A 26864-nucleotide genomic window follows, 5' to 3' on the forward strand; every position below is an offset into this window, starting at 1 on the left:
TTGAAACAACCGGGGCCCGGCACGAGGAGTGCCGGGCCCGACCTTTGTGCGAGAAGCCTGTTCAGCTGGGATTGCCCGTCGAGACGCTCAGCTCGATGGTGCCCGGGTTCTTCGGGTCGATGCTCGTGCCCGCGGCGGGGAACTGGTCCAGCACGGTGCCGTCGCCCCAGGTGTTGTCGGGCTCGGGCTTGACCTTGTACTGCCATTTCGCGGCCTGGAAGCAGGCCTTCACCGAGTTGATGTCCTTGTACCGGAAGTCGGGCAACTGCACCTTGCTCTCGTCGTTCCAGGACTCCGTCGGGTCCGTGCACTTGGACTTGTCGATCACCCGGGTCCGGTCCGGCCCGCGGTAGCCCGCCTGATGGGAGGCGGACGCCGAGGCGCTCGCGCCGCCGCCCCCGCCCTTGTCGTCACCGCCGCCCTTGTTCATCGTCAGCGCGACGATCAGGGCGACGACCGCGACGATCGACACCACGACCGAGCCGATGATCACCGGCCTGTTGCTCTTGCCCCCGCCGCCCGGAGCGGACGGCGGCGCGGCCGTCTGCGGCGAGACCGCGTACGGCGGCGGGGTCGTCGCGGCCTGCGGAGCCTGCGGGCCGTACCCCATGGGTGGCGGCGTCTGGTAGCCGGTCGGCTGTCCCTGCTGCGGATAGCCGTATGCCGGGGCGGGCGTCTGCGGAGGGGTCTGCGGGGCGCCGTACGGCCCCGGCTGGTACGGCGTCTGGACCGGCCCGGGGGCCGCTTGGGCGGTCCGGTCGACCGGCGGGAACACCGCGGAGCCGACCCCCGCACCGCTCTGCGTCGGCCCGGCGCCCGGCACGATGCTCGGCGCGGCCGCCTGGAGGGACGCGGCGACGCGCAGGCACTCGTCGTGCATGGCCTCGGCGGTCGGGAAGCGCTCGTTCGGGTTCTTCTTCAGCGCGCGGGCGACCAGCGCGTCCACCGCGGGCGGCAGCGCACGGTTGATCGAGGAGGGCGCGACCGGCTCCTCCTGCACATGCGCGTACGCGATGGCCAGCGGGGAGTCCGCGTCGAACGGCAGTCGCCCGGTGACCAGCTGGAACAGCATGATGCCGACCGAGTACAGGTCGGAACGGGCGTCCACGCCACGGCCGAGGGCCTGCTCGGGTGAGAGGTACTGCGGGGTGCCGACGACCATGCCGGTCTGCGTCATCGACGTCACACCGGACTGCATGGCGCGGGCGATGCCGAAGTCCATGACCTTGACCACGCCGCGCTTGGTCACCATCACGTTGCCCGGCTTGATGTCGCGGTGGACCAGCCCCATCTCGTGGCTGATCTCCAGCGCGGCCAGCACGTCCGCGGTGACCTTCAGCGCCTTGTCGGCGGGCATCGCGCCGTACTGGCGGATGTCCTGCTCCAGGACCGAGCCCAGCGGGCGGCCCTCGACGTACTCCATGACGATGTACGGAGTGGTCAGGCCACCGAGATCGTCCTCGCCGGTGTCGAAGACCGAGACGATGTTGGTGTGCGTGAGCTTCGCCACGGCCTGGGCCTCGCGGCGAAAGCGCTCGCGGAAGGCCTGCTCCCGGCCGAGTTCCGTGTGGAGGGTCTTGATCGCGACCTGGCGGTCGAGCACGGCGTCGTACGCGAGGTGTACCGAGGCCATGCCGCCCTCGCCGAGCAGGTCCCGCAGCTGGTACCGGCCGCCGGCCAGCGACTGCCCCGAGTACCGGCCGTGTGCGCCGTCCTGGCTCATCTCTCCGTGTCCCCCACTGGCCGTCCGGCGCCTTCGCTCATCGCACGGACCTTGATCGAATGTGTCATTCCCGGCCAAGTCTGCCCCAGGGCACTGACACGTCAAGCGCGGTGCCCGTTCCGTGACCGTACGGGCAGGAAGCGTCGCGCAAGCGTTACAGGGGGCGTACGGCCGCCACACAGAATTTGCACGACAGCGCGTGCTAGAGGTTTCATGGCCGGTCCGGCTTCGGCCGGTCCCGGTTCCGGTTCCGAACCGGTGGCTCGCGTGGAGGCTGTAGCGTGGCCGACGGAGACCGTGACAACACCGCGCGCACCGCGGGCAGAAACGACGGCGAGGACTGATGGCACAGACGCAGCGCGCCCAGGGCCCGTCCGACCCCGAGGCGAGTGGCGGCGGCATGTCGGACGCGCCGGAGGCATGGGGCAACGGCGGGCTCGTCGGCGACGGCCGGTACCGGCTGACGCACCGGCTGGGCCGGGGCGGCATGGCCGAGGTGTTCGCGGCCGAGGACGTCCGTCTCGGCCGTACCGTCGCGGTGAAGCTGCTCCGCGCGGACCTGGCGGAGGACCCGGTCTCCAAGGCCCGTTTCACGCGTGAGGCGCAGTCCGTCGCCGGCCTCAACCACCACGCGATCGTCGCCGTGTACGACTCCGGCGAGGACTTCGTCGGCGGTCAGTCCGTGCCGTACATCGTGATGGAGCTGGTCGAGGGCCGCACCATCCGCGACCTGCTGCTGAACGCCGAGGCGCCGGGCCCCGAGCAGGCCCTGATCATCGTCTCCGGGGTGCTGGACGCGCTCGCCTACTCGCATCAGCACGGCATCGTGCACCGCGACATCAAGCCCGCCAACGTGATCATCACGAACAGCGGCGCCGTCAAGGTGATGGACTTCGGCATCGCGCGTGCCCTGCACGGCGCGTCGACCACGATGACGCAGACCGGCATGGTCATGGGCACGCCGCAGTACCTCTCCCCGGAACAGGCGCTCGGCAAGGCCGTCGACCACCGTTCCGACCTGTACGCGACCGGCTGCCTGCTGTACGAACTGCTGGCGCTGCGGCCGCCGTTCACCGGCGAGACCCCGCTGTCGGTGGTCTACCAGCACGTCCAGGACATCCCGACCCCGCCCTCGGAGGCCTCCGAGGGCTGCCCGCCGGAGCTGGACGGCCTGGTCATGCGCTCGCTCGCCAAGGAGCCGGACGACCGGTTCCAGACGGCCGAGGAGATGCGCGGCCTGGTCCAGTACGGCCTGCAGATGCTGTACGAGCAGGGCGGGCACACCGGCACCTGGAACACCGGTCCGGTGGATGTGCACGACGGCCGGCACACTCCTGCGGGCGGTTTCGCGGGGACGACCGCGATGCAGCACCCGGGCGACTTCGGTCACGGGACCGCGCAGATCCCCCAGCCGATCCTGCCGCAGGGCTACGGAGGCGGCGACGACGGCGGCTTCGAGGGACACGGCAACAGGGGAAGCGGCCGCGGCAAGCTGTGGATCCTCGCCGTCCTCGCGGTCATCGCGATCGCGGCGGGCGTCGCGTTCGCGCTCCAGCACACGGGCAACGGCACCGGGAACGACACCGACACCAAGCCGCCGGCGACGCACTCGACGTCCACGAAGGACCACTCGGACTCCCCGGCCCCGTCGGACGACACCACCGACCAGCCGTCGGACACCGCCACCGACGACGGCTCGGACCAGGGTTCGGGCGGTTCCGGCTACACCCCGTCGGACCCGCAGACGTCGCAGTCGCAGTCCACGGGCCCGACCGACGAGCCCACGGACCCGCAGACCTCCCCGTCGCAGTCCTCGGGCACCACGACGGACGGCGGCACGAGCACCGGTACGACGGACGGCGGCACGGGCAGCACGACGGACGGCGGCACGGACACCGGCGCCACGACGGACGGTGGCACGGGCAGCACGACGGACGGCGGCACGGACACCGGCGCCACGACGGACGGCGGCACGGGCCTGCCCACCGGTTGAAGCACCCCGGCCTCGCCGCTGACGGCGTCCCCCTGAGCGGTTGTGCCAGGGGCGCCGTCACTCGGTGAACGCCTCGCGCACCGCCTCGTACGCGCGCGTCCACCACACCACGAGCGCCGACGCGGCCGGGAACTGGCAGTCCGCGCGCCTGTCGCCCCGTTCGTAGTGCCAGCGCAGCATCCAGAAGTCGTTCAGCCGCTCCCACCACACCCGGTGCACCGCCGCCGCCAGCTCCGCGGCCCCGGCACCGGCCGTGCGCCGGTACGCGCGCGCGTAGGCGCGTACCTTCGGCAGGTCCAGGGCGCCCGCGGGGCGCACGAAGAAGATCGCCGCGGCGCGCACGGCCTCTTCGGCGCGGGGCTGCACGCCGAGCCGGTCCCAGTCGACGATGGCCGCCGGGGCGTCGTCCTTGTAGAGCACGTTGAACGGGTGGAAGTCGCCGTGCACCCAGCCCACGGAGCCGCCGCGCGGCGGGCGCCGGTCCGCGTGCTGCTCCAGCAGCGCCCGGCGTTCCAGCAGCCGGTGCCGGGCCAGCTCGTCGAAGGCGTCCGCGGGGCGGTGCCGGCGCACATGGGCGAGCAGGTCGTCGATGAGCGCGAAGGTGTCGGAGGGGTCGGCGCTCTCCACGGGGTGGGGGCTCGTGGCCGGGCGCGTGCGCCCCTTGGGTGGCATCACGCGCTCCAGACAGGCGTGCACGGCGCCCAGGAGCGCCCCGAGGCGTGCGCTCTCCCCGCGTGTGAGCTGCCCGCCGTGGCGGTGCCTGCCGTCGATCCACGGGTGCAGGGCGTAGGCGTGGCCGCCGACGACGGCGACCGTACGCCCCTCGCGGTGCGCGAGCGGTACGGCGACCGGGACGCCGAGGTCGGCCAGGCGCTGGGTGGCGCGGTGCCGGCGCTCGATGGCGGCCGGGTCGGCGGTGTCGGGGTCGAAGTGGTGCTTGAGGAAATAGCGGCCGCGGGTGGTGCGCAGTCGGTAGCCGCGGTTCAGCAGTCCCTGGTCGACCGGCTCACAGGCGAGGGCGGTACCGGCGGCGTACAGGCGCAGCAGGGCGCCCAGAGGGGGCGCGTGGGACACAAGGAGTGGTACACATGAGCGCGGCACGCCGCAGATGTTAGGGCACGAAAAACCGCCGTGAGCTGGGGCTTGTCACAGGCGGTCGCCGGCGATCGCTTTCGGTCACGCGATGATCATGCCGAGGGCTTTATCAAATGGTCCGCCACTTCCGTTCTTCTCGGCCGGGATACGGACGGCATAAGCGGCGCAGCCCATGGCACACGCAAACAATTCGACTCTTCCCGTGACCCGGGTGAGCGGGTTAACGTTCCGTTGCTTCGGCGTTGAAGCAGGGCTGTGACCAGCACGCTTGCACTCTTCCTCGATTTACTTGGAAATCCAAGCAAAATCGCAGGTCAGGTGGGGTTTCACAGAAATGTGGAGCACTGGGTAACGTGATGGTTGCAGGGCGCTCGCCGGGGCACCTGTCACGCCTGTTCCCGGCCGAGTGGCACCCACCCCGTGCCCGGTGGTCGAAACAGGTGAGCCGCACTGGCCTACCGGCAACCCCGGGGGCCGGAACGACGGAGGAGCACACGTGACCGTGGACAGCAGTGCCGCGCGCAAGCCGCGACGCAGCGCCGCAGGCAAAGCCGGCACCACCGGCAGCAAGACCGGCACGACCGGTACCAAGTCCGGAGCCACCGGCACCCGGCGCACCACCCGCGCCGCCGCCCAGCAGGGCACCGAACCGCAGCTCGTACAGCTGCTGACGCCCGAGGGCAAGCGGGTCAAGAACGCCGAGTACGACGCCTACGTCGCCGGCATCACCCCCGAAGACCTGCGCGGCCTGTACCGCGACATGGTGCTGACCCGCCGCTTCGACGCCGAGGCCACCGCCCTGCAGCGCCAGGGCGAGCTGGGCCTGTGGGCCTCGCTGCTGGGACAGGAGGCCGCCCAGATCGGCTCCGGCCGGGCGCTGCGCGACGACGACTACGTCTTCCCGACCTACCGGGAGCACGGCGTCGCCTGGTGCCGCGGGGTCGACCCGACCAACCTGCTCGGCATGTTCCGCGGCGTGAACAACGGCGGCTGGGACCCCAACGGCAACAACTTCCACCTGTACACGATCGTCATCGGCTCCCAGACGCTGCACGCCACCGGCTACGCGATGGGCGTGGCCAAGGACGGCGCCGACAGCGCGGTCATCGCCTACTTCGGCGACGGCGCGAGCAGCCAGGGCGACGTCGCCGAATCGTTCACCTTCTCCGCCGTCTACAACGCCCCCGTCGTGTTCTTCTGCCAGAACAACCAGTGGGCGATCTCCGAGCCGACCGAGAAGCAGAGCCGCGTACCGCTCTACCAGCGCGCGCAGGGCTTCGGCTTCCCGGGCGTACGCGTGGACGGCAACGACGTGCTGGCCTGCCTCGCCGTCACCAAGTGGGCGCTGGAGCGCGCCCGCAGCGGCGAGGGCCCCACCCTGGTCGAGGCGTACACCTACCGCATGGGCGCCCACACCACCTCCGACGACCCCACCCGCTACCGCGGCGACGAGGAGCGGCTGGCCTGGGAGGCCAAGGACCCGATCCTGCGCCTTCGCCGGTACCTGGAGGCCGCAAACCACGCGGACGAGGGATTCTTCGCGGAACTCGAGGCCGAGTCCGAGGCGTTGGGCAAACGAGTGCGCGAAGCGGTCCGCGCCATGCCCGACCCGGACCACTTCGCCATCTTCGAGAACGTGTACGCGGACGGGCACGCGCTCGTCGACGAGGAACGAGCGCAGTTCGCCGCCTACCAGGCGTCGTTCGCGGACGCAGCTGAAGGGGGTCGCTGAGATGGCCGAGAAGATGGCGATGGCGAAGGCCATCAACGAGTCGCTGCGCCGCGCCCTGGAGGAGGACCCCAAGGTCCTCGTCATGGGTGAGGACGTCGGCAAGCTCGGCGGCGTGTTCCGGGTGACGGACGGCCTCCAGAAGGACTTCGGCGAGAGCCGGGTCATCGACACCCCGCTGGCGGAGTCCGGCATCGTCGGCACCGCGATCGGTCTCGCGCTGCGCGGCTACCGCCCGGTGGTGGAGATCCAGTTCGACGGCTTCGTCTTCCCGGCCTACGACCAGATCGTCACCCAGCTCGCGAAGATGCACGCGCGCTCGCTGGGCAAGGTCAAGATGCCGGTCGTCGTCCGCATCCCCTACGGCGGCGGCATCGGCGCGGTCGAGCACCACTCGGAGTCCCCCGAGGCCCTGTTCGCGCACGTGGCGGGCCTGAAGATCGTGTCTCCCTCGAACGCGTCGGACGCGTACTGGATGATGCAGCAGGCCATCCAGAGCGACGACCCGATCATCTACTTCGAGCCGAAGCGCCGTTACTGGGACAAGGCCGAGGTGGACCTCGAGGCGATCCCCGCCCCGCTGCACAAGGCCCAGGTCGTCCGCGAGGGCACCGACCTCACCCTGGCGGCGTACGGCCCGATGGTGAAGCTGTGCCAGGAGGTCGCGGCGGCTGCGGCCGAGGAGGGCAAGTCCCTGGAGGTCCTGGACCTGCGCTCGGTCTCCCCGCTGGACTTCGACGCCATCCAGGCCTCGGTGGAGAAGACCCGCCGCCTGGTCGTGGTCCACGAGGCCCCGGTGTTCTTCGGCTCCGGTGGGGAGATCGCCGCCCGGATCACCGAGCGCTGCTTCTACCACCTGGAGGCACCGGTCCTGCGAGTGGGCGGATACCACGCCCCCTACCCGCCGGCCCGCCTGGAGGAGGAGTACCTGCCGGACCTGGACCGCGTGCTCGACGCCGTCGACCGCTCGCTGGCGTACTGAGGAGAAGGTCGTGACGACGATGACGGAAGCGTCCGTACGCGAGTTCAAGATGCCGGACGTCGGCGAGGGACTCACCGAGGCCGAGATCCTCAAGTGGTACGTCCAGCCGGGTGACACGGTCACCGACGGCCAGGTGGTGTGCGAGGTCGAGACCGCCAAGGCGGCCGTCGAACTGCCCATCCCCTACGACGGCGTGGTCCGCGAACTCCACTTCCCCGAGGGCACCACGGTCGACGTGGGCACGTCCATCATCGCGGTGGAGGTGGCCGGCGCGGCACCCGCCGAGGCCCCGGCGGAGCAGCCGAAGCCGGCACCGGCGGCCGCCGGGGAGCCGGAGCCCGAGGCCAAGCCGGAGGGCCGCCAGCCGGTTCTGGTCGGCTACGGCGTGTCGACGTCCTCCACCAAGCGCCGGCCCCGCAAGGGCCCCGAGGTGAGCGTCCCGGCGCCGGCCCAGGCGGTCCAGGCGGAGCTGAACGGCCACGGTCACGCCGCGCTCGCCGAGAAGCCCCGCCCGCTGGCCAAGCCGCCGGTGCGCAAGCTGGCCAAGGACCTGGGCGTCGACCTCGCCACGATCACCCCGTCCGGCCCGGACGGCATCATCACCCGCGACGACGTCCACGCGGCGGCCGCGCCGAAGCCGGCGGAGCCGGCACCGACCCCGGTCACCGCTGCCCCGGTGACACCGGCACCGGTCGCGTCCTACGACGGCGCGCGCGAGACCCGTATCCCGGTCAAGGGCGTCCGCAAGGCCACGGCGGCGGCGATGGTCGGCTCGGCGTTCACCGCGCCGCACGTGACCGAGTTCGTGACGGTCGACGTGACCCGCACGATGAAGTTGGTCGAGGAACTGAAGCAGGACAAGGAGATGCAGGGCCTGCGGGTCAACCCGCTGCTGCTGATCGCCAAGGCCCTGCTGGTCGCCATCAAGCGCAACCCGGAGATCAACGCGTCCTGGGACGAGGCCAACCAGGAGATCGTGCAGAAGCACTACGTCAACCTGGGCATCGCGGCGGCCACCCCGCGCGGTCTGATCGTGCCGAACATCAAGGACGCGCACGACAAGACGCTCCCGCAACTGGCCTCCGCGCTCGGCGAGCTGGTCGCGACGGCCCGCGAGGGCAAGACGTCCCCCGCGGCCATGCAGGGCGGCACGGTGACCATCACCAACGTCGGTGTCTTCGGCGTCGACACCGGCACGCCGATCCTCAACCCCGGTGAGTCGGCGATCCTCGCGGTCGGCGCGATCAAGCTCCAGCCCTGGGTCCACAAGGGCAAGGTGAAGCCGCGTCAGGTGACGACCCTGGCGTTGAGCTTCGACCACCGCCTGGTCGACGGCGAGCTGGGCTCGAAGGTGCTGGCGGACGTGGCGGCGATCCTGGAGCAGCCGAAGAGGCTGATCACCTGGGCATGACGGCCCCGGGGCGGGTAGCCTCGACGCGTTGAGGGGACGGCCGCAAACACGCATTGCGACCGCCCCCTCTTCTTCGAGGTCCGGCTCTCACGCCTGGTTGAGCACGTACACGGGCGCACCGTCCCCGGCTCCGCCGCGGGAGCGGATGCAGGCGTGCTTGCGCAGCAGCCGCAGACATTCGTTGACCCGGTGCACCGAGAGCCCGGTGCGGGCCGCGATGGATTCCAGCGGCTCGCGCAGCTCACCCTTCTCCACGAGAACGGGCGCGATCGCTACGGCCACGGTCCATACGTCGGCCGTGACGGACAGCCGTTGCCGCCAGTCGGCCAGGACGGATGCCGTGGTGGGCAGCGCCTTGACGTGCTCACGAGGCGTCCGGCCTTCCATCACCAGCGCGTCGAGCCGGTCCGCGATCCGTTCCAGCGCCCGGACCATGGCCTGCTGCACGGCGAGCGTGGCCTTCTGCGTGGCCAGCATCTCGCGCTGCAGGGCCACGGTTTGCTGCTGCAGGACCAGCGTCTGCTGTTGCAGTTCGATCGATTTGCGCTGCCCGTTCGCCAACTCCTCGTCCAGCTCAAGGTTGTGCGCCTCCAGCCGGACGATGGCCTCGGCGACCTGCTCGGGCATGGCGTACGCGATCGGGGCGCCCGGTTCGGTGGGCTGTACCTCGGCCTTTTCCAGGGTGTAGGAACCTTCCCTTTGGATCGTCTCGATCACCTCGGCGACCCACTGCTTGAAGGGGGCGCAGGCGGGCTTCGTACAGGCCTGCACGAGCAGGATGAGACCTTGCAGATCAATGAGTTGCAAGTCTCGGCGCCACTCCCTACCTGCGGGAATGCTGAGACAGTGACTTCCAGTCACTGTCTCGAGACTTTCTCGATTGCCCTCCGGGACATGGTCCGTCAGTGCCTTTCGGGGCGTGGTGTAGCCGAGTTCCTTGCACACATCCACCGCCGGAAACCAGTGACTCCCGTCCGGCATGATCACCCTCCGCACACGGGCTCCGGTCGCCGCGTACACGAAGTCGCTGATGTCGATCGCCTCGTGCCGTTCGGACGAGTCGGGTCGCTTGCTGGGTTCGCTCATGTGAACCACCTCCGCTGCGGAACGTAGAGCGGAGGAATCCGAATATGCCAACCGCAAGGGTGAAGTTCACGATTCAGGGTGAAGATCGCCGAAAACGCCGGACGACGCGGGTCCCCGCCGTCCGTAACAGAACGGGCCCGCCGCTGTGTGCGACGGGCCCGTGTGTGCCTGGGGGTGTGTCAGCCGAGCTTGGCGAAGCCGTAGTTGAGGAGCTTCTTCGCGTCCGACTCCCGGTTCGGGATGGAGGTGGAGGCGAGGACGGTGCCGATGACGGTCTTGTTGTTGCGGGTGGCGGCGAAGACCAGGCAGTAGCCGGCCTCCGGGCCGGAGCCCGTCTTCACGCCGATGGTGCCGCTGTAGCTGCTGAGCAGACCGTTGGTGTTGGTCCACGGGGCCATCGTGCGGGTGCTGCCCGTCTTGGTGATCGTCTTCGCCGTGTACGACTTCGTCTTGACGATCGTGCGGAACATCGAGTTCTTCATCGCGCTGCTGGCGATCTTGGTGAGGTCGCGCGGCGTCGAGTAGTTGCTGCCGTTGCCGATGCCGTCGAAGGAGTCGAAGTGCGTGTTCGTCAGGTTCAGGCTCTTGGCGGCGGCGTTCATCTTGCTGATGAAGTTGCTCACGCGCGCGGCGCGGGTGGTGCCGGTGCCGTAGGTGTCGGCGAGCGCGTAGGCGGCGTCGCAGCCCGACGGCAGCATCAGGCCGTACAGCAGCTGGCGGACGGTGACCTGGTCACCGACGATCAGGTGGGCCTGGGAGGCGTTGTGGGAGACGACGTAGTCGCTGTACGCCTTCTGGATCGTCACCTTTTTGTCGAGGTTGAGGTTCGACTGCGCGAGCACGACCTTGGCGGTCATGATCTTGGTGGTGGAGCCGGTGGAACGCCGGGTGTCCGCCGCCTTGGTGTAGAGCGTCGTGCCGCTCGCGTTGTTCATCGCGAAGCCGCCCTTGGCGATGATCGAGGGCGTGGTGACGGCCTGAGCGGGCGCCGCGGTGAGGGCACCGGTCGCGACCAGCGCGCCGGAGCTGACGGCGACGGCGACGGCTCTGCGGATGCGCGTGCTGCGGATGCCCTTGATACCGGTAATCAAAGTGATGTACCCCGATTGTCGTGAATGCCCCTGAAGTGCGGCCAAGTTGAGGTGGCAAGAGCAGAGGGCCGCACGTGTGGGACACGTAAGTAGCACAGAAGGTTGTGCGGTCGCTGGGTGCGATCTCCGTCACACCGCCTGCCATGCGTTCCGGCGCGCCGTCCATGAGGTCCGGATGCTGGACGTCACCGCCGCATGCGTACGTGTTGTATCTATGCTGTGGACATGCAGACGGCCGTACAACAGCACACCCGCCGGGACCCCAAGCCCCCGCCCGCCGCCGACCGCGTGTACGCCCACGTCAAGCAGGGCGTCCTGGACCGCCGCTACGAGGGCGGCACCCTGCTCACCGAGGGGGAGCTGGCCGAGGCCGTCGGGGTCTCCCGCACGCCCGTGCGGGAGGCGCTGCTGCGGCTGGAGGTCGAGGGGCTGATCCGGCTCTACCCGAAGAAGGGCGCGCTGGTGCTGCCGGTCTCCGCGCAGGAGATCGCGGACGTGGTGGAGACCCGGCAGCTGGTCGAGGAGCACGCCGCCCGCAAGGCCGTACCCGCTCCGCCCGGTCTGCTGGCGAGGCTGACCGAGCTGCTGGAGCTGCAGAAGGCGCAGGCCGCCGCCGGTGATCTGGCCGCGGCCGCGGTGACCGACCGCAACTTCCACGCCGAGATCGTGCGCAGCGGCGGCAACGAGATCCTGTCCCGGCTCTACGACCAGCTGCGCGACCGGCAGCTGCGGATGGGCGTCGCCGTGATGCACTCCCACCCCGACCGGATCGCCAAGACGCTCGCCGAGCACGAGGAGATCCTCAACGCGCTGCGCGCCGGGGACGCGGAGGCGGCCGTGGGGGTCGTGCACCGGCATGTGAGCTGGTTCGAGCACCTCGCGCGGGGTGAGGTCCGATGAGCGGTCCGGAGCGGAACCTCACCCTTCCGGGTGATCCGCCGGGCGGCCGACGCGCCGTCACCGTGTGGTGCATCGGCGTCGCCGTCTACTTCGTCGCCGTCATCTTCCGTACGTCGCTGGGCGTGGCGGGACTGGACGCGGCGGACCGCTTCCACGTCAACGCCTCCGCACTGTCGACGTTCTCCATCCTCCAGCTGCTGGTCTACGCCGGCATGCAGATACCCGTCGGCCTGCTGGTCGACCGGCTCGGCACGAAGAAGGTGCTGAGCATCGGCGCGGTCCTGTTCACCGCCGGGCAGCTGGGCTTCGCCTTCTCCCCCTCGTACGGCACCGCCCTCGCCTCCCGCGCCCTGCTGGGCTGCGGGGACGCGATGACCTTCATCAGCGTGCTGCGGCTCGGCACCCGCTGGTTCCCGGCCCGGCGCGGGCCGCTGGTCGCGCAGCTCGCGGGGCTGGTCGGCATGGCGGGCAACCTGGTCTCCACGCTGGTCCTCGCCCGGCTGCTGCACGGCGTCGGATGGACCTGGGCGTTCGCCGGGAGCGCGCTCGCGGGTGTCGTCGTCCTCGTGCTGACCCTGCTGTTCCTGAAGGACCACCCCGAGGGGCACGAGCCCGAGCCGGCTCCGCACCAGGGCGCGGCGTACGTCCGCCGGCAGATCGCGGCGGCCTGGCGGGAGCCGGGGACGCGCCTCGGGCTGTGGGTGCACTTCACCACCCAGTTCCCGGCGATGGTGTTCCTGCTGCTGTGGGGCCTGCCGTTCCTGGTGCAGGCGCAGGGGCTGAGCCGGGCCACGGCCGGTGAGCTGCTCACCCTCGTCGTGCTGGCCAACATGGTGATCGGGCTGGTCTACGGCCAGATCGTCGCCCGGCACCACGCGGCGCGGCTGCCGCTGGCGCTGGGCACCGTGGGGGCGACCGCGACCGTGTGGGCGGTGACGCTGCTGTATCCCGGTTCGCATGCGCCGATGTGGCTGCTGGTGGTGCTGTGTGCGGTGCTGGGGGCGTGTGGGCCGGCCTCGATGCTCGGATTCGACTTCGCGCGGCCGGCCAACCCGCCCGAGCGACAGGGGACCGCGTCGGGGATCACCAACATGGGTGGGTTCGTCGCCTCGATGACGACGTTGTTCGCGGTGGGGGTGCTGCTGGATGCCACCGGGGACGACTACTCCGTGGCGTTCTCGGTCGTGTTCGTGTTGCAGGCGCTCGGGGTGTCCCAGATTCTGCGGCTTCGTGGGCGGGCGGCCCGGCGTGAGCGGGAGCGGCTGGTGGCGAGCCGGGTGGAGACGGTGCACGTGCCCGCGGCTTAGCAGCGCTCTCCCACCCGCGCGCCGGCCGTTTCCCGTGAGCCGGCCGGGCCCGTGGTCACCGTGGGGCGGCTGCGCGCAGTTGCGCGGCGCCCGCCCCCGCTCCGGTTACGGCGTCACCGTGAAGTTGTGCAGGATCGCTGCCGTCAGGTCCGGGTCGCCCTCGGTCTTCACCCGGTCGGCCACCGCCTCCGGGGTCACCCGGCCGCAGGCGAGGCGGACGTAGGTCTCCCAGTCGAGGGTGAGGGTGGCGGCGGGGCCGAGGGCGGGGGCGGTTTCCAGGGAGCCGCGGCCCTGGATGTCGACGCGGATGGTGCGCAGGAACTCCACCGGGCCGTGCACGTCGAAGACGATGGCCGAACTGCGCGGGGCCGCCGCGTCCTTCGCGACGACCTTGGGGAGCGCCTCGAGGAGGACGTCCCGGACCACGTACGCGCCCGGCGAGTCCAGGTTGCCGGGGCGGCCGAGGGCGGTACGCAGGTCCTGCTCGTGCACCCACACGTCGAAGGCGCGGGCGCGGTAGGCCTGTTCCACCGTGATCTCCGTGCCCAGCGGGCCGCGGACCGTGGTGCCGGGGTCACGCGACTCGTTGCGCAGCTGGCGGTTGCGGCGGATGACCGTGTACTCCAGCTCGGCCGTCATCTCCGGCGCCGTGTGGTGGCGGCGGACGTCGACCTGCATCTCCGTGTACCGCTGGTGCTCGGTGGTGACGTGGAAGAGGTCGCGGGGGAGGGTGTGGATCGGGCGCGGGTCGCCGAGCATCTCGCAGTCCATGCCGATGACGTGCGACACGATGTCCCGGACCGACCAGCCGGGGCACGGGGTCCGCCGGTTCCACTCGCCTTCCGCGAGCGACTGGACCATCTCGGATATCGCGTCGATGGAGTGCGTCCAGGCGTCGGCGTAGGGCTGGAGGGTGGGATGCAGACTCACGGAACGGGACCCCTCGGCGGTCGGTACACGGGCAGGTTGTGGCGGCGTTGCCAGCGGGCGGCGGCTGCACTTCGGCGGGCGTCTGGGAGCCCCCTGGTTCTCGGCTTCGCTCGAACCGGGGGGACCCCCAAGTTACGCTGCCTTCAGGCACCCCGGCAGTGCTTTCGTGTGACGATCGTAGGCCTGTGTGGACGACTCGAATGCCAGGACGGTGGTAGTGTGCGCGCCTCGCTGATCCAGATCGCCGTGAACGAGGATGAATCGGTCGACAACCGGCGGCAGCGGGTGGCCGCGCTGGTCCGGGAACAGGCCGGTGCCGACCTGGTGGTCCTGCCGGAGCTGTGGACCACCGGCGCCTTCGCCTACGAGGACTTCGGCCGCGAGGCCGAGCCGCTCGAAGGGCCGACGTTCGAGACGATGGCCAAGGCCGCGAGCGACGCGGGCGTGTGGCTGCACGCGGGATCGATTCCCGAGCGGGACCCGGACGGGCCGCTCTACAACACCTCTCTCGTCTTCTCCCCCTCCGGTGAGCCGGCCGCCGCCTACCGCAAGATCCATCGCTTCGGTTTCGACAAGGGCGAGGCCGTGCTGATGGGCGCCGGGCGGGACCTGGTGACGGTCCGGCTGCCCGGGACCACGCTCGGCGTGGCCACCTGCTACGACCTCCGTTTCCCCGAACTCTTCCGGGCACTGGTCGACGCCGGTGCCGAGACGCTGGTGATCCCCGCGGGCTGGCCCGAGCGGCGACGCGCGCACTGGACGCTGCTGGCTCAGGCGCGGGCGGTGGAGAACCAGGCGTTCGTGCTCGCGTGTGGAACGGCCGGGACCCATGCCGGAGTTCCGCAGGCGGGTCACTCGATCGTGGTGGATCCGTGGGGCGAGGTGCTCGCCGAGGCGGGCCCGGGCGAGGAGGTCCTCACCGTCGACTTCGACCCGGCGAAGGTGGCGACCACCCGCGAGCAGTTCCCGGCGCTGAAGGACCGCGTGCTGGGCCTGGAGCCGCCGCGGCGCTAGCGGGCCCCTCGAGCGGGGCTCGGGCGTGGGAGAGCCCCGTCAGTCGTCCGCCCGCTCCTTCTGCGCCAGGTGGATCACGCACACCGCCACCGCGATCAGCAGTGCCGGGTCCGCGTCCTCGCGCACGATGTCGACGCCGTAGGTGTCCCGAAGGGTCAGCCGGCGGCGGGAGATGACGGCCAGGAGTTCGCCGTCGTACTCGACGGCGAACTCGTGGTCGAGGATCTTGCCGCTGACGTCCAGCTCGGTGCCGTCGACCAGGGACACCCGGTAGTGGTTGCGCAGCAGGGACAGCCGCTTGCGCTTGATGGTGGCCAGGCCCTCGCCGTCCCGCTCGATCACCATGGTGTCGCGCAGCGCGAACATCTTCTGGTGGATGTCGATCAGCACGCGCCCATGGGCGTCCTTCAGCTGGAAGGTGTCCCGCAGCCGCATGGCCTTGCCGTCGACGAGGAAGACCTTGCGGCCGTGCTCGTCCTCGATCCAGTAGTCGTCGCCGATGCCGAGCAGCCGGTCGTGCACGAGGAGTCTCATGCGGGTACCGTTCCCCGCCGCCCGTTGATCGTCACGGGCCCGCCGGCCCGAAGCGCCTGCGGTACGCCGATGGGCTGAGCCCCGTCTCCCGGCGCAGCCGGGCCCGCAGATTGGCCGCCGTACCGAGGCCGCAGCGGGCCGCGACCACGTCCAGGCGCTCCTCGCCCCGCTCGATCAGCCGGCAGGCCAGCGCCACCCGCTCCCCGGTGAGCCAGGCCAGCGGGGTCGTACCCAGCTGGGTACGGAAGCGCCGGTGCAGGGTGGCGGGGCTGACGGCCGCCCGGTCGGCGAGGTCCGCCACGGTCAGCGGCTCGCCGAGCCGCTCCTGCGCCCAGGCCAGCAGCGGGCCGAGCGACTCGTCGGGCACGTCGGGCACGGGGCGCTCCACGAACTGCCGCTGGCCGCCGTCGCGGTGGGCGGCGAAGACGAGGCGCCGGGAGACGGCGTTGGCGACTTCGGCGCCGTGGTCGCGGCGCCAGAGGTGCAGCCCGAGGTCGAGTGCGGCGGCGCTGCCGGCGGCGGTGAGGATGTCGCCCTCGTCGATGAAGAGGACGTCCGGCTCCAGCAGGACCTTGGGGTGCAGGTCCCGGAAGGTGTCCGCCCACATCCAGTGGGTGGTGGCACGGCGCCCGTCGAGCAGTCCGGACTCGGCGAGGGCGAAGGTGCCCGTGCAGAAGCTGACGATGCGCGCCCCGCGCGCGTGGCTGCGCCGGATGGCCTCCAGCACGTCGGCGCCGCGCGGCACGACGTTGTCGGGGCGTCCGGGTACGACGAGGGTGTCGGCCTCGTCCACCGCCTCCAGGCCGGGTACGCCGGACAGGGTGAAGAAACCGTGGTTCATCCCGATCCGCGGGGTGGGCGCGCACAGCGTCACCGTGTACAGCGGCCCCTGACCGCCCAGTTCGGGCCGGGGCAGTCCGAAGAGTTCGGTCGCGACGCCGACCTCGAAGGGGTTGGTGCCCGCGTCCACGATCACGACGACCCGGTGCGGCGGCACGACCCGGTGCGGAGGCTGAGAGGATCCTTGCGGCATATGCGATTCCTAGCACTCGTGGGGCGCTGGCGGAACCTCGCACGATGACCCCATGGAACCCATCTCCGAACCCACCGCCCTGCCCGCCCGCGAGCCCGTCTCCCTGGACAAGGCGTTCGCCTCCTTCGACGAGTGCTGGAGCCCGCGCATCGTCGCCGCCGTCAACGACTACGACGTCCGGATCGCCAAGTTCGAGGGCGAGCACGTCTGGCATGTGCACGAGGACACCGACGAGTTCTTCCTGGTGCTCGACGGCGAGGTGCACCTGGGCCTGCGCGAGCCGGCCGGCGAGCGCACCCTCGTCCTGACCAGGGGCTCGGTGTTCACCGTGCCGCGCGGCACCTATCACAAGCCGTCCGCGCCCCGCCGCGCCGAGGTCCTCCTCTTCGAGCCCACCGGCACCCTCTCGGTCGGCGACCGGCACGAGGAGGTTCCCGACCACGTGGACGTGACCACGGGCCACGCCCTGTCCTGACCGGGGTCCGGAATCCATCGGGCCGGTGCGTGTCCCGCAGGTGAACTTCCGGTATGGAAAAGGAAGTCGGCCAACCCGCGGCGGGGTCCCCGAGTCGAACGGTGCGGAAGTCGTCACCACGATCCGCCCGTTCCTCCCGGAGGCCCCGCATGACCCGCATGCCCTCGATACGCGCCGCCGCCGTCCTGGCCCTCGGCGCCGCCCTGGCCGCACCCCTCACCCTGGCCGGGACCGCCGGCGCCGCCACCGCCTCGGCCACCGCCGCGGTCAACCAGTACGACTGGCAGCTCACCTACCAGGCCGCCCCCGGCCAGACCAACAAGGCCACCGTCACCGCGGCCTTCACCGCGGACCGCGCCGGCATCACCTATGTGATCGACGACGTCGTCCCGATCAAGGCGGGCCACGACTGCGCCCACCCCGACCGCGCGGACCGCACCAAGGTCTCCTGCACGGTCACCCTCGTGGACAGCCAGGACCCGTACGCCGCCCTGATCACGAACCTGGGCGACCGCAACGACACGGTCGCCTACAAGAACGGCACCGACCAGGTCTACTTCTACGCCCAGATCTCGCTGGGCGCGGGCAACGACAAGGCGACCGACTCCGGCCGCCTGGACGGCGCCTACGTCTCCGGTGACGCCGGCGACGACACCCTCACCGTCGGCGCGGAGGGCCTGGCCTGGGGCGGTGACGGCAACGACACGGTCTACGCGAGCGGCGGTGACAACATCGTCCAGGGCGGCAAGGGCGACGACGCGCTGCACGGCGGCGCCGGAGCCCAGTACCTGTCCGGCGACGACGGCAAGGACACGATCACCGGCGGAACCGGCGCCGACACCCTGAACGGCGGCACCGGCAACGACGTCCTGTACGGCAACAGCGGCGACGACAAGCTGTACGGCAACAGCGGGAACGACCGGCTGTACGGCGGCCCCGGCCGGGACACGCTCTCCGGCGGCCCGGGCACGGATGTGATCCACCAGGACTGAGAGCGACCGCACGACCGAGAGCGACTTTTCCACAGGCGCCTGAGCGGGCCCCGCCGGTTGTCCACAGGCGCCCCAACGGCTGTCGGAGTCGGGTGGCACTCTTGGAGCCATGACCGACTCCGCATCCCGACGCGCCCGCGTCCGCGCCCCCGAGCTGATCGGCAAGGGTGGCTGGCTGAACACGGGCGAGAAGCAGTACACCCTCGCCGACCTGCGCGGACGCATTGTCGTCCTGGACTTCTGGACCTTCTGCTGCATCAACTGTCTGCATGTCCTGGACGAGCTGCGCGAGCTGGAGGAGAAGCACCGGGACACGGTGGTGATCATCGGCGTGCACTCCCCGAAGTTCGTGCACGAGGCCGAGCACCAGGCGGTCGTGGACGCGGTGGAGCGCTACGGCGTGGAGCACCCGGTGCTGGACGACCCGGAGCTCGCCACCTGGAAGCAGTACGCGGTGCGCGCCTGGCCCACCCTGGTCGTCATCGACCCGGAGGGGTACGTCGTCGCCCAGCACGCGGGCGAGGGACACGCGCACGCCATCGAGCGGCTGGTGGAGGAGCTGGAGGCAGAGCACGAGGCGAAGGGCACCCTGCGCCGCGGCGACGGTCCGTACGTGCCGCCGGAGCCCGAGCCGACGACCCTGCGCTTCCCGGGCAAGGCGCTGCTGCTTCCGTCCGGGAACTTCCTGGTCAGCGACACCACCCGGCACCAGCTGGTGGAGCTGGCCGAGGACGCCGAGACCGTCGTACGGCGCATCGGCTCGGGCGCGCGCGGCTTCGCGGACGGCGGCCCGCAGGAGGCCTCCTTCAACGAGCCGCAGGGCCTGGCGCTGCTGGAGGACGGCGCGGTGGTCGTGGCGGACACCGTCAACCACGCCCTGCGCCGCCTCGACCCGGCCACGGGCGCGGTGACCACTCTGGCCGGCACCGGGAAGCAGTGGTGGCAGGGGTCCGCCACCTCCGGCCCGGCCCGCGAGGTGGATCTGTCCTCGCCCTGGGACGTGGCGGTCTTCGGCGGCCGGGTGTGGATCGCCATGGCGGGCGTCCACCAGCTGTGGACGTACGACCCCGCGGCGGGCACGGTCGCCGTGGCGGCCGGCACCACCAACGAGGGCCTGGTCGACGGCCCCGGCGCCGAGGCCTGGTTCGCCCAGCCCTCCGGTCTCGCGGCGACCGCCGAGCGGCTGTGGCTCGCCGACTCCGAGACGAGCGCCTTGCGCTGGGTGGACCTCGACGGGCACGTGCACACGGCGGTCGGCACCGGCCTGTTCGACTTCGGCCACCGGGACGGCGCGGCCGAACAGGCCCTGCTCCAGCACCCGTTGGGCGTCACCGCCCTCCCGGACGGCTCGGTGGCGGTCGCCGACACCTACAACCACGCCCTGCGCCGCTACGACCCGGCGACCGGCGAGGTCACCACGCTGGCCACCGACCTGCGCGAGCCCAGCGACGCCGTCCTGGTCGGCGGGGACATCGTGGTGGTCGAGTCGGCCCGGCACCGGCTGACCCGGCTGCGGCTGCCCGAGGAGGCGGTGCGGGTCGAGCCGGTCGCCCACCGCACCCGGCGCGCGGCGACCGAGGTCGCCCCCGACAGACTCCGGCTGGACGTCGTCTTCCAGGCCCCGGCGGGCCAGAAGCTGGACACCAGATACGGCCCCTCGACCCGTCTGCTGGTCTCCTCGACCCCGCCCGAGCTGCTGCTCAAGGGCGAGGGAGCGGACACGGACCTGAGCCGTGACCTGGAGCTGAACCCGGAGGTCGCGGAGGGCGTCCTGCATGTCTCCGCGATGGCCGCCAGTTGCGACGACGACGACACGAACGAATACCCCGCCTGCCACGTCCACCAGCAGGACTGGGGCGTCCCGGTCCGTCTCACCGAGGGTGCGACGGACCGCCTGCCGCTCGTCCTCGCCGGGATGGACGAGCAGTAGGCGGCATGGCGCGTCAGACGCCGTAGCCGTCGCTGTACCCGTCGCTGTACCCGTCGACGCGGTGGTGGTGACGGTGCGGTTCCTCCTCCACCACCGGCGTCGGCGGCATCACGACGCGCCGGCGCCGCGCGATACCGCTGAACGTGGCGACGCCGATCAGGCCCACGGCCATCAGGATCAGGCCGACGACGTCGAGGTTGACGCCGTTCATGTGCCAGTCGGTCGCGAACGTGAGGATGGCCCCCACGGCGATGAGGATGATGCATCCTCCGAGCCCCATGAGAAGTCGCCTCCCCTTTCGGTTCCGGAATCTCCGGTGCCGTCCGGGTACCCGGGGCGGAGCCGGCTAGCCCTCCAGAAAGGCCGTCAGGGCGTTCGCCAGCAGGAACGGGTCGTCGGCGCCGCACAGTTCACGCACGCTGTGCATGGAGAGGATCGCCACGCCGATGTCCACGGTCCTGATGCCGTGCCGGGCCGCGGTGATGGGGCCGATCGTCGTGCCGCAGGGCATGGCGTTGTTGGAGACGAACGACTGGAAGGGCACGTCGGCCTTCTCGCAGGCCGCCGCGAAGATCGCGCGGCCCGAACCGTCCGTGGCATAGCGGTTGTTGACGTTGACCTTGAGGATCGGACCGCCGTTGACCCGGGGGTGGTGCGTCGGGTCGTGCCGCTCGGCGTAGTTGGGGTGGACGGCGTGGCCCGTGTCGGAGGACAGACACACCGTGCCGGCGAAGGCGCGGGCCCGGTCCTCGTAGGAGCCGCCGCGGGCGAAGACCGAGCGCTCCAGCACGCTGCCGAGCAGCGGGCCGTCCGCGCCGGAGTCCGACTGGGAGCCGTTCTCCTCGTGGTCGAAGGCGGCCAGCACGGGGATACGGGCGAGCGGGGCGCCCGAGGTCGCCACGGCGGCCAGGGCGGCGGCGCCGGCGTGCACCGACAGCAGGTTGTCCATGCGCGGGCCGGCGACCAGGTCCCGGTCGCGGCCCAGGTAGGCCGGGGCCTCCACCGGATGCGTCATCAGGTCCCAGCCGGTGACGGAGCCGGCCGCGAGCCCCGCCTCCTGCTCCAGGAAGGCGATCAGGTCGCCGTCGCGCACATCGTCGCCCAGGCCCCAGACCGGCTGCAGATGACGCTGCTTGTCGAGCTTGAGCCCCTCGGTGCTGACCGAGCGGTCCAGGTGGATGGCGAGCTGGGGCACGCGCAGCAGCGGCCGGTCGACGTTGACCAGCACGGTGGAGCCGTCGCGCAGGCTCAGCCGGCCGGCCAGGCCGAGGTCGCGGTCCAGCCAGGAGTTCATCAGCGGGCCGCCGTAGATCTCGACGGCGACCTGCCGCCAGCCGTGCGCACCGCTGTCGGGCCGCGGCTTGATGCGCAGGTTCGGGGAGTCGGTGTGTGCGCCGACGATGTGGAACGGCGTGTGCGCCTCGGCGCCCTCGGGGACGTACCAGGCGACGATCGCGCCGCCGCGCAGCACGAACTTGCCGCCGCTCGTCCCGTCCCAGGCGTCCGTCTCGGCGACCTGACGGAAGCCCGCCTTCTCCAGCCGCCCGGCGGTGTTCGCCACGGCGTGGTACGGCGACGGGCTCGCCGCCAGGAAGGACATGAGGTCGTCGGTGTGGCCGCGGTCGAAGCGGGCTGGTGCGCTCATGGGGTTCACCTTAACGACGTGCACGGGCCCGCTCCCGGAAAGGGAGCGGGCCCGCACAGGGAATCCGTGGGTACGTGCCGGAACGGCCGGCAGGTACCTGCTAGAACGCGGCCTCGTCCAGCTCCATCAGGTCCAGCTCGACACCGGAGGCGACCTTGCGGGCGAGGGTGACGCCCGGCAGGACGTTCGCCGCGAAGAACCTCGCCGCGGCGATCTTGCCGGTGTAGAAGGCCTTGTCCTTGGCGGAGGCGGTGGCCAGCTTCTCGGCGGCGATCGCGGCGCCCTTGAGCAGCAGGTAGCCGACGACGACGTCACCGGAGGCCATGAGCAGGCGGGTGGTGTTCAGGCCCACCTTGTAGATGTTCTTGGTGTCCTGCTCGGTGGCGGCGAGGTCGGTCAGCATCAGGCCGACGATCGCCTCCAGCTCCACGGCCGCCTTGGCCAGGTGCTCGCGGGCGCCCGCCAGCTCCTCGCCGCCGGTGCCGAGCGCCAGGAACTTCTTGATGTCCTCGGCGAGGGAGTTCAGCGCGGCGCCCTGGTTGCGGACGATCTTCCGGAAGAAGAAGTCCTGGCCCTGGATCGCGGTGGTGCCCTCGTACAGGGTGTCGATCTTGGAGTCCCGGATGTACTGCTCGATCGGGTACTCCTGCAGGAAGCCGGAGCCGCCGAAGGTCTGCAGCGACTGGGCGAGCTGCTCGTAGCCCTTCTCGGAGCCGTAGCCCTTGACGATCGGCAGCAGCAGGTCGTTCAGCGCGTGCTCGGCGGAGGCGTCCTCGCCGGCCGCCTCCTTGATCTGGATCGCGTCCTGGATCGAGGCGGTGTACAGCACCAGGGCGCGCATGCCCTCCGCGTACGCCTTCTGCGTCATCAGCGAGCGGCGCACGTCCGGGTGGTGGGTGATGGTGACCTTGGGCGCGGACTTGTCCATGAAGTTGGCCAGGTCCGGGCCCTGGACGCGCTCCTTGGCGTACTCCAGCGCGTTCAGGTAGCCGGTGGACAGCGTGGAGATCGCCTTCGTGCCGACCATCATGCGGGCGAACTCGATGATGCGGAACATCTGGCGGATGCCGTCGTGCTTGTCACCGATGAGCCAGCCCTTGGCGGGGTGCTGGTCGCCGAAGGTCATCTCGCAGGTGTTGGAGGCCTTCAGGCCCATCTTGTGCTCGACGTTGGTGGCGTAGACGCCGTTGCGCTCGCCCAGCTCGCCGGTCTCGAAGTCGAAGAGGTACTTCGGGACGAGGAAGAGGGACAGGCCCTTGGTGCCGGGGCCGGCGCCCTCCGGCCGCGCGAGCACGTAGTGGAGGATGTTCTCGGACATGTCGTGCTCACCGGAGGTGATGAAGCGCTTCACGCCCTCGATGTGCCAGGAGCCGTCCTCCTGCTGGATCGCCTTGGTACGGCCGGCGCCCACGTCGGAGCCCGCGTCGGGCTCGGTGAGCACCATGGTGGAGCCCCACTGCTTCTCGACCGCGATCTTGGCGATGTGCTTCTGGACCTCGTTGCCCTCCTCGAAGAGGATGCCGGCGAACGCCGGACCCGAGGAGTACATCCACACGGCCGGGTTGGCGCCCAGGATCAGCTCGGCGTAGGCCCAGATCAGGGAGCGCGGCGAGGTGGTGCCGCCGATCTCCTCGGGCAGGCCGAGCCGCCAGTACTCGGAGTCCATGAAGGCCTGGTAGCTCTTCTTGAAGGACGCCGGGACCGGCGCGGTGTTGGTCTCGGGGTCGAAGACCGGCGGGTTGCGGTCGGCGTCGGCGAAGGACTCGGCCAGCTCGTTCTCCGAGAGGCGGGTCAGCTCCTCCAGGACGCTCTTGGCGGTGTCGACGTCCATCTCCTCGAACGGGCCGGTGCCGTACACCTTGTCGCGCCCCAGTACTTCGAAGAGGTTGAACTCGATGTCGCGGAGATTCGACTTGTAGTGCCCCATGGTCACGGCTCCGTAGAGGGATCGGCGAGGCACTGACTCCTCGCGGCTAGTTCACGTACCAACAAGTAGCTCCGATGATGCTACCCGCCGGTAATAAGAAGCAACCCCTGCCCCGGCAAGTGTGAGAAGGGTCTACTCCGCGGCGCTGGTGAGCGGGGCCGCCCGCCGTTCAGGGTGTCCGGCGAAAGACAGGTGACCGCCCGGTATCCCCGATCACGCGGTACCGGGCCGTCAACTCGCCCCTCACGCGCGGCGATACCCCGTGCTCGCCGCACAGACAACTCCGGCACCCGCTCCGCCCCCCTCCCTCGGTACTCTTGCGCCCATGTACGGCTACGACCAGAACGTTGGCGCTCAGCAGCAGTACGCCCCGCCGCAGCAGCCGGGCGGTGTCGGCGGGTACGGCCAGCAGCCGCCGCTCTACCCGGAGCCGTCCCCGCCCTCCCTCGCGGACGCGGTGCGGGCCTTCACCACCGGGCAGATGTCCGCCGAGGACTTCCAGCAGATCTTCGCCACGTCGAAGGTGTACTGCCCGCGCGGTGACACCCCCGGCTTCCTCGCCCTGCACAACACCCAGCAGCCGGTGATCCCGATGTTCACCTCGCTCAAGGAGCTGCGCCGGTACGCGGGCAAGGAGTCCAAGTACTTCGTGATCACCGGCGCCGAGGTGATCGACCTGCTGCCCACCGGCTACGGCTTCGTCCTGGACATGGAGGGCGAGCACCGGATGGTCTTCGACGCGAAGGCGGTCGAGCAGATGGTCGACTTCGCCATGCGGCGGATGTACGGCTAGCCGGCCGTGCCGCGCGGACGGCGGGGTGGTGCCGGTCGTGGTCTTCCTCGCCGCGCTTCCCGTGGGTGCCGTCGGCTGCTGGTCCGCCCGGGCCGGCCGGCGGCCGGTGCGCGCCGCCTGGGCGCTGCGCAGGCGGGGGCCGTGGCGGAGGGGCGGCTGGAGTCGTCGTACGCACTTGTACGGGCAAGGATGTCCGCGGTGACGCATGGGCGCCGATCCTGTACGACCCCGCCGATCCCGACGGAAGCGGCCGGGCCGGCACCGGCACCGCGGGGATGCTCGCGTCCGGTGCCGTCCTGTTGCTGGTGTTCGGGATTCCGGTGGCCGCCGGCTCGGTGGCGGTCCTGCTCGCCGTCGTCCTCGCCGTTGTCTGACGTGCGCTCCCTGGAGCCCGGAGGGAATTCCCTCCGGGCTCGTTCCGTTGGGGGTGGCAGAAAGTTCAACGCTCAACTAAAGTGAGTGCACAAGGAGGTACCGACCATGCCTGCAGTGACCGTCGAGAACCCGCTGACGCTGCCCCGCGTGACCGCCCCCGCCGACGCCGTGGCGCGTCCGGTGCTGGCCGTCGCGAACGCTCCGAGCGGGTTCGAGGGCGAGGGCTTCCCGGTGCGCCGGGCGTTCGCGGGGATCCACTACCGCCACCTCGACCCGTTCATCATGATGGACCAGATGGGCGAGGTGGAGTACGCGCCGGGCGAGCCCAAGGGCACCCCCTGGCACCCGCACCGCGGCTTCGAGACCGTCACCTACATCATCGACGGCGTCTTCGACCACCAGGACTCCAACGGCGGTGGCGGCACCATCACCAACGGCGACACCCAGTGGATGACCGCGGGCTCGGGCCTCCTCCACATCGAGGCGCCGCCGGAGTCCCTGGTCGTGTCCGGCGGTCTCTTCCACGGCCTGCAGCTGTGGGTGAACCTCCCGGCCAAGGACAAGATGATGGCCCCGCGCTACCAGGACATCCGCGGCGGCAGCGTCCAGCTGCTGACGACCCCGGACGGCGGTGCGCTGCTGCGCGTCATCGCGGGTGAGCTGGACGGCCACAAGGGTCCCGGCATCACGCACACCCCGATCACGATGATCCACGCGACCGTCGCCCCGGGCGCCGAGGTCACCCTGCCCTGGCGGGAGGACTTCAACGGGCTGGCCTACGTCCTCGCGGGCCGCGGCAGCGTCGGTGCGGAGCGCCGGCCGATCCACCTCGGCCAGACCGCGGTGTTCGGCGCCGGGTCCTCGCTGACCGTCCGCGCGGACGAGAAGCAGGACTCCCACACGCCGGACCTGGAGGTCGTCCTGCTCGGCGGGCAGCCGATCCGTGAGCCCATGGCGCACTACGGGCCGTTCGTCATGAACACCAAGGACGAGCTGATGCAGGCGTTCGAGGACTTCCAGAAGGGGCGGCTGGGGACGATCCCCGCGGTGCACGGCATGACCGGCGAGGGGCCGCAGGCCTGACGGCTACCGGTACCGGTACGGGTACCAGGGGGCAGTGCCCCCCTGGCCCCCCGGGCCTGTGCCCGCCCACGGTCCGAGCCGGTCGGCGGCAGAGGCCGGCCGGGAGCCGGTGCTAGGCCGAGGGCACCATCGTCCTGGCCGAGACGTCCTCCTGGGCGATCCGGCGCAGCGCGGCCATCGCGGCGTCGCCCAGTACTGTGCCCAGCACCACGGCTTCGACCTTGCCGTCCGCGGTCGGCACCCGGGCCACGGTGGCCAGTTCGGCCCCGGCGAGCCGGCCGGCCGCCGAGGCGTACTCGTCGAGCAGTGCCAGCAGATCCTCCCGCTCCAGATCGCGGTACGTCAGGATGAGCTGGACCAGCGCCACCCAGCCGGGATTCTCCGGCTCCACCCGCCAGCCGTGCCGGCGTACCAGCTCGGCCGCGTCCGCCTCGGCCCGCTCGCGGTCCTGCGGGGTGCCCCGTTCCGCGGCGGTCCGGCCGACGGCGGGCCGGGCGGCGCCGCCGAGCATCCCGTGGACGGTGCGGTCCGGGGCGTCCATCCGGGCGAGCACCTGTCCGACCGCGGTCACGGACATGCCGCCGACCTCCAGCATCGCCCGGATCAGCTTGAGCCTGTGCACGTGGGTGTCGTCGTACCGGACCTGGTTGGGGCTGGTGCGCACGCCGGGCGGCAGAAGGCCCTCCCGTGCGTAGTACTTGATCGTCGGAACCGGGACTCCCGTGCGCTGCGCCAGCTCTCCGATACGCATGGGGCGAGGATACGAGCCTCCCGGCCCGCCGGAGCCGCACCTCACCCGCCCGGCCCCGCGCGGCA

23 protein-coding genes are annotated in these 26864 nt (G+C 71.0%); 12 read left to right on the forward strand and 11 right to left on the reverse strand.

Annotated features, from left to right (window positions below; genetic code table 11):
• Nucleotides 1-61: 61 nt before the first annotated feature.
• Nucleotides 62-1723: a protein kinase domain-containing protein gene (locus ACQPXS_RS24610; protein ID WP_433451411.1), complete on the reverse strand. Its 1662-nt coding sequence runs from the start codon at nt 1721-1723 to the stop codon at nt 62-64.
• Between the two features lie 343 nt (nt 1724-2066).
• On the opposite strand from ACQPXS_RS24610, the gene ACQPXS_RS24615 reads away from it, so the two are divergent.
• The gene (locus ACQPXS_RS24615; protein ID WP_433451413.1) at nt 2067-3716 is read left to right on the forward strand and encodes a protein kinase domain-containing protein; all 1650 of its coding nucleotides are present in this window, start codon (nt 2067-2069) and stop codon (nt 3714-3716) included.
• A 57-nt stretch (nt 3717-3773) separates the two neighbouring features.
• Here the strand turns inward: ACQPXS_RS24615 and ACQPXS_RS24620 are convergent, their stop codons facing one another.
• Entirely contained in the window at nt 3774-4790 is a 1017-nt protein-coding gene (locus tag ACQPXS_RS24620) for a phosphotransferase (RefSeq protein WP_433451414.1), read from the reverse strand.
• A 517-nt stretch (nt 4791-5307) separates the two neighbouring features.
• Between ACQPXS_RS24620 and pdhA the strand changes: the two genes are divergently transcribed.
• From pdhA to ACQPXS_RS24635, 3 genes are read left to right on the forward strand one after another with little or no spacing between them, the layout of a single operon-like run.
• Entirely contained in the window at nt 5308-6543 is a 1236-nt protein-coding gene (pdhA, locus tag ACQPXS_RS24625; protein ID WP_351803021.1) for a pyruvate dehydrogenase (acetyl-transferring) E1 component subunit alpha, read from the forward strand.
• 1 nt (nt 6544) lies between these two features.
• The gene (locus ACQPXS_RS24630; protein ID WP_433451415.1) at nt 6545-7522 is read left to right on the forward strand and encodes an alpha-ketoacid dehydrogenase subunit beta; all 978 of its coding nucleotides are present in this window, start codon (nt 6545-6547) and stop codon (nt 7520-7522) included.
• Nucleotides 7523-7532: 10 nt separating this feature from the next.
• Nucleotides 7533-8933: a dihydrolipoamide acetyltransferase family protein gene (locus ACQPXS_RS24635; RefSeq protein ID WP_433451417.1), complete on the forward strand. Its 1401-nt coding sequence runs from the start codon at nt 7533-7535 to the stop codon at nt 8931-8933.
• An 87-nt stretch (nt 8934-9020) separates the two neighbouring features.
• Here ACQPXS_RS24635 and ACQPXS_RS24640 read toward each other — a convergent pair whose 3' ends face one another.
• On the reverse strand, nt 9021-10019 hold the full coding sequence (locus ACQPXS_RS24640) for a BRO-N domain-containing protein (RefSeq protein WP_433451418.1): 999 nt from the start codon (nt 10017-10019) through the stop codon (nt 9021-9023).
• Between the two features lie 179 nt (nt 10020-10198).
• The gene (locus tag ACQPXS_RS24645) at nt 10199-11110 is read right to left on the reverse strand and encodes a D-alanyl-D-alanine carboxypeptidase family protein (RefSeq protein WP_351803030.1); all 912 of its coding nucleotides are present in this window, start codon (nt 11108-11110) and stop codon (nt 10199-10201) included.
• Between the two features lie 225 nt (nt 11111-11335).
• Between ACQPXS_RS24645 and ACQPXS_RS24650 the strand changes: the two genes are divergently transcribed.
• Together ACQPXS_RS24650 and ACQPXS_RS24655 are read left to right on the forward strand one after the other, a co-directional pair.
• A complete protein-coding gene (locus tag ACQPXS_RS24650) occupies nt 11336-12010 on the forward strand; it encodes a GntR family transcriptional regulator (protein ID WP_433451419.1) in 675 nt (224 codons plus the stop codon).
• Nucleotides 12007-13317, forward strand: a complete 1311-nt coding sequence (locus ACQPXS_RS24655; protein WP_433451420.1) for an MFS transporter — start codon at nt 12007-12009, stop codon at nt 13315-13317. The genes ACQPXS_RS24650 and ACQPXS_RS24655 overlap by 4 nt, the downstream gene beginning before the upstream one ends.
• Nucleotides 13318-13422: 105 nt before the next feature.
• Here the strand turns inward: ACQPXS_RS24655 and ACQPXS_RS24660 are convergent, their stop codons facing one another.
• On the reverse strand, nt 13423-14247 hold the full coding sequence (locus ACQPXS_RS24660; RefSeq protein WP_365324205.1) for a maleylpyruvate isomerase family mycothiol-dependent enzyme: 825 nt from the start codon (nt 14245-14247) through the stop codon (nt 13423-13425).
• 219 nt (nt 14248-14466) lie between these two features.
• Between ACQPXS_RS24660 and ACQPXS_RS24665 the strand changes: the two genes are divergently transcribed.
• Nucleotides 14467-15261, forward strand: a complete 795-nt coding sequence (locus tag ACQPXS_RS24665; RefSeq protein ID WP_351803037.1) for a carbon-nitrogen family hydrolase — start codon at nt 14467-14469, stop codon at nt 15259-15261.
• Nucleotides 15262-15300: 39 nt separating this feature from the next.
• Here ACQPXS_RS24665 and ACQPXS_RS24670 read toward each other — a convergent pair whose 3' ends face one another.
• Both ACQPXS_RS24670 and ACQPXS_RS24675 read right to left on the reverse strand, forming a co-directional pair.
• Nucleotides 15301-15795: an LURP-one-related/scramblase family protein gene (locus tag ACQPXS_RS24670; protein ID WP_351803039.1), complete on the reverse strand. Its 495-nt coding sequence runs from the start codon at nt 15793-15795 to the stop codon at nt 15301-15303.
• A gap of 31 nt (nt 15796-15826) precedes the next feature.
• Complete coding sequence (locus tag ACQPXS_RS24675) at nt 15827-16828, reverse strand: GlxA family transcriptional regulator (protein ID WP_433451421.1); 1002 nt, start codon at nt 16826-16828, stop codon at nt 15827-15829.
• 52 nt (nt 16829-16880) lie between these two features.
• Here ACQPXS_RS24675 and ACQPXS_RS24680 point away from each other — a divergent pair, with 52 nt between their 5' ends.
• The 3 genes from ACQPXS_RS24680 (at nt 16881) to ACQPXS_RS24690 (ending at nt 20225) form a co-directional block, all read left to right on the forward strand.
• Entirely contained in the window at nt 16881-17303 is a 423-nt protein-coding gene (locus ACQPXS_RS24680) for a cupin domain-containing protein (RefSeq protein WP_433451423.1), read from the forward strand.
• 149 nt (nt 17304-17452) lie between these two features.
• Nucleotides 17453-18295, forward strand: a complete 843-nt coding sequence (locus tag ACQPXS_RS24685) for a calcium-binding protein (protein WP_433451424.1) — start codon at nt 17453-17455, stop codon at nt 18293-18295.
• 109 nt (nt 18296-18404) lie between these two features.
• Entirely contained in the window at nt 18405-20225 is a 1821-nt protein-coding gene (locus ACQPXS_RS24690; RefSeq protein ID WP_433451425.1) for a thioredoxin-like domain-containing protein, read from the forward strand.
• Nucleotides 20226-20238: 13 nt separating this feature from the next.
• On the opposite strand, the gene ACQPXS_RS24695 is transcribed toward ACQPXS_RS24690, so the two are convergent.
• The 3 genes from ACQPXS_RS24695 to ACQPXS_RS24705 all read right to left on the reverse strand — a co-directional run bounded on the left by ACQPXS_RS24695 (nt 20239) and on the right by ACQPXS_RS24705 (nt 23797).
• Nucleotides 20239-20505: a DUF6458 family protein gene (locus ACQPXS_RS24695; RefSeq protein ID WP_433451426.1), complete on the reverse strand. Its 267-nt coding sequence runs from the start codon at nt 20503-20505 to the stop codon at nt 20239-20241.
• A gap of 66 nt (nt 20506-20571) precedes the next feature.
• Nucleotides 20572-21870 carry a M18 family aminopeptidase gene (locus ACQPXS_RS24700; RefSeq protein ID WP_351803051.1) on the reverse strand — a complete coding sequence of 433 codons (1299 nt, stop codon included), beginning with the start codon at nt 21868-21870 and terminating at the stop codon, nt 20572-20574.
• Nucleotides 21871-21970: 100 nt separating this feature from the next.
• A complete protein-coding gene (locus ACQPXS_RS24705) occupies nt 21971-23797 on the reverse strand; it encodes an acyl-CoA dehydrogenase (protein ID WP_433455922.1) in 1827 nt (608 codons plus the stop codon).
• 325 nt (nt 23798-24122) lie between these two features.
• Here ACQPXS_RS24705 and ACQPXS_RS24710 point away from each other — a divergent pair, with 325 nt between their 5' ends.
• Together ACQPXS_RS24710 and ACQPXS_RS24715 are read left to right on the forward strand one after the other, a co-directional pair.
• Nucleotides 24123-24590 (forward strand): SseB family protein, encoded by a 468-nt coding sequence (locus tag ACQPXS_RS24710; protein ID WP_351803055.1) that lies wholly within the window; start codon nt 24123-24125, stop codon nt 24588-24590.
• Nucleotides 24591-25070: 480 nt separating this feature from the next.
• Nucleotides 25071-26048, forward strand: coding sequence for a pirin family protein (locus tag ACQPXS_RS24715; protein ID WP_433451427.1), 978 nt, complete (start codon nt 25071-25073; stop codon nt 26046-26048).
• 112 nt (nt 26049-26160) lie between these two features.
• On the opposite strand, the gene ACQPXS_RS24720 is transcribed toward ACQPXS_RS24715, so the two are convergent.
• Entirely contained in the window at nt 26161-26799 is a 639-nt protein-coding gene (locus tag ACQPXS_RS24720) for a MerR family transcriptional regulator (RefSeq protein WP_351803061.1), read from the reverse strand.
• Between the last annotated feature and the right edge of the window lie 65 nt (nt 26800-26864).

Origin of the sequence: Streptomyces sp. CA-142005, assembly GCF_050942335.1 — a bacterium.
In the GTDB taxonomy this organism is placed as follows: Bacteria; Actinomycetota; Actinomycetes; order Streptomycetales; family Streptomycetaceae; genus Streptomyces.

Excerpts from the sequence above, each read along its gene's own strand:
- ACQPXS_RS24685 (WP_433451424.1), top strand. The coding sequence starts at position 17,453 with ATGACCCGCATGCCCTCGATACGCGCCGCCGCCGTCCTGGCCCTCGGC.
- ACQPXS_RS24700 (WP_351803051.1), bottom strand. The coding sequence starts at position 21,870 with ATGAGCGCACCAGCCCGCTTCGACCGCGGCCACACCGACGACCTCATG.
- ACQPXS_RS24675 (WP_433451421.1), bottom strand. The coding sequence starts at position 16,828 with ATGCCGCAAGGATCCTCTCAGCCTCCGCACCGGGTCGTGCCGCCGCAC.
- ACQPXS_RS24695 (WP_433451426.1), bottom strand. The coding sequence starts at position 20,505 with ATGGGGCTCGGAGGATGCATCATCCTCATCGCCGTGGGGGCCATCCTC.
- ACQPXS_RS24680 (WP_433451423.1), top strand. The coding sequence starts at position 16,881 with ATGGAACCCATCTCCGAACCCACCGCCCTGCCCGCCCGCGAGCCCGTC.
- ACQPXS_RS24640 (WP_433451418.1), bottom strand. The coding sequence starts at position 10,019 with ATGAGCGAACCCAGCAAGCGACCCGACTCGTCCGAACGGCACGAGGCG.
- ACQPXS_RS24650 (WP_433451419.1), top strand. The coding sequence starts at position 11,336 with ATGCAGACGGCCGTACAACAGCACACCCGCCGGGACCCCAAGCCCCCG.
- ACQPXS_RS24630 (WP_433451415.1), top strand. The coding sequence starts at position 6,545 with ATGGCCGAGAAGATGGCGATGGCGAAGGCCATCAACGAGTCGCTGCGC.
- ACQPXS_RS24610 (WP_433451411.1), bottom strand. The coding sequence starts at position 1,723 with ATGAGCCAGGACGGCGCACACGGCCGGTACTCGGGGCAGTCGCTGGCC.
- ACQPXS_RS24670 (WP_351803039.1), bottom strand. The coding sequence starts at position 15,795 with ATGAGACTCCTCGTGCACGACCGGCTGCTCGGCATCGGCGACGACTAC.
- ACQPXS_RS24720 (WP_351803061.1), bottom strand. The coding sequence starts at position 26,799 with ATGCGTATCGGAGAGCTGGCGCAGCGCACGGGAGTCCCGGTTCCGACG.
- ACQPXS_RS24710 (WP_351803055.1), top strand. The coding sequence starts at position 24,123 with ATGTACGGCTACGACCAGAACGTTGGCGCTCAGCAGCAGTACGCCCCG.
- ACQPXS_RS24715 (WP_433451427.1), top strand. The coding sequence starts at position 25,071 with ATGCCTGCAGTGACCGTCGAGAACCCGCTGACGCTGCCCCGCGTGACC.
- ACQPXS_RS24655 (WP_433451420.1), top strand. The coding sequence starts at position 12,007 with ATGAGCGGTCCGGAGCGGAACCTCACCCTTCCGGGTGATCCGCCGGGC.
- ACQPXS_RS24705 (WP_433455922.1), bottom strand. The coding sequence starts at position 23,797 with ATGGGGCACTACAAGTCGAATCTCCGCGACATCGAGTTCAACCTCTTC.
- ACQPXS_RS24615 (WP_433451413.1), top strand. The coding sequence starts at position 2,067 with ATGGCACAGACGCAGCGCGCCCAGGGCCCGTCCGACCCCGAGGCGAGT.
- ACQPXS_RS24690 (WP_433451425.1), top strand. The coding sequence starts at position 18,405 with ATGACCGACTCCGCATCCCGACGCGCCCGCGTCCGCGCCCCCGAGCTG.